We start from the raw sequence: 1672 nt of genomic DNA on the forward strand, positions 1-1672 counted from the left end.
AATAAATCTACTAAATCTTTAATCTTAGTTTCTTCTAAAAACTTAATTATTTTAGAATATAGCTTGTAAGAATCTTCTTCACTTATTTCATATTCTTCTAAGAAGTTCACAATTTTATCTACTATTTGATTTTTAGAGGCAAAATCAACAAGCATTGAGTCCTTTACCTTTGAAATCATTGATTTTCTTAAGTCATCATCAATATTATCTATACTTTCTAGTATTGACTCATCTATCATATTTTCTATTTTAATTTTATTATCACTTATCCATGATAATAAATAAGGTATGGCTTTTTTTATCAAATCTATTATATACTCACTAGAGATTCTTCCAAAATGAATTGGCAAGATTTCGAATACTGTTAAATCTATATCCTTTGCAGAAATAAATATTTCTTCAACTATATCTTCTAACTTTTCTTTACCATCTTCAGATTTTATTAACTCATCTAATTTTGTGTATATAATTAAGCTTAATTTATCAAATTCTTCTTCACTTAAAATATCATCTATACTTTTAGAGCCTATAGATTTTTGAAGATCTTTTAATAATGTTTTTATATCTATTAATGCTAACGTTTTATCTACCAGCGATTTTGTTTCCTTTTTACTTTCTAATAACTCATCAATAGAGTTCATTATTTCACAGCTAATAATTCTCGTTACTTTTTCTCCGCTTTCTTTACTTACTAATTGTCTTAAATATACTTCTCCTTGTTCTTCATATAAATCACTTAATAAATGTTTTAATTCATCATTAGAAGCCACTGTATTAACAATTTCTTTATATGCATAGTCAACTATAAAAGATATTTGCTTTTCACTTAATAAGTTTTCTAATTTTACATGTTCTCCAATATTACCTATTAATTTAGGAAGCGATTCTTTTAAAGTATCTGTTAACAATCTTTCTCCACTTATTAAGGTTTCATTCCATCCTGATATTTCTTCTATTTTTTTATTTTCAAAAGCTTCATATAAAGATTCCTTGAAAAAGTCTTTGCCAACGTCTTGCATGGCAATTTTAAAATCTTCTCCTAACACTTTATTCCTTAAAGTTTCTGAGTTTATTATATCTCTTTCTACTAAATCACTTATTTCTTCTATAAACTTCTCTTTATTTTTCTTTACTGCACCACCAATCTTCAATGGTGTATATTCTTTAAAAATCATATTAACAGCATATTTATTTGTAATATACCCTGCTACACCACTGGAAAAAGCCTGTAGTAATAGAAACAATCCATTTTCTAATGTAATCATATTTACCACCTATCTGTCTTTTAATTTTTGATTTATATTAATTGATATAATTTTCTTTTAGCATTTGTAATATACTTTTAACCTTCTTATCCTTCACAAAATAGGTTATATTTAAACCGTCCTTATTACTATCTAATAAATCATGTGCTTTTAATATGGACAAATGCTGAGATAATCCTGATTGAGTTATATTACTTAGTTTTTTATTTAAATCTCCTACTGTCATTGGTTTTTCTAACAAGTAATATAATATTAGCAATCTATTTTCATTAGCTAACACTTTTAATTGTCTAGCTAATCTTTTTGCCTTTTCTTCCATGTATTAAGTTTCCTTTCTATCTATATATGTTTATTATATTATTTCCACTATTAAATTTAAGTATATTAGCAATAACTAATATACTTAA

General features: G+C 24.7%; 2 protein-coding genes. Both read right to left on the bottom strand.

Going from position 1 to position 1672, the window contains the following annotated elements:
• On the bottom strand, nt 1–1265 hold a 1265-nt coding region (locus tag NSA58_RS19835; RefSeq protein WP_257560908.1), incomplete at its 3' end, for a DUF445 domain-containing protein.
• 37 nt (nt 1266–1302) lie between these two features.
• Complete coding sequence (locus NSA58_RS19840) at nt 1303–1584, bottom strand: ArsR/SmtB family transcription factor (protein ID WP_039678458.1); 282 nt, start codon at nt 1582–1584, stop codon at nt 1303–1305.
• Nucleotides 1585–1672 lie beyond the last annotated feature (88 nt).

Origin of the sequence: Terrisporobacter muris (assembly GCF_024621905.1) — a bacterium.
Taxonomy (GTDB): Bacteria; Bacillota; Clostridia; order Peptostreptococcales; family Peptostreptococcaceae; genus Terrisporobacter; species Terrisporobacter muris.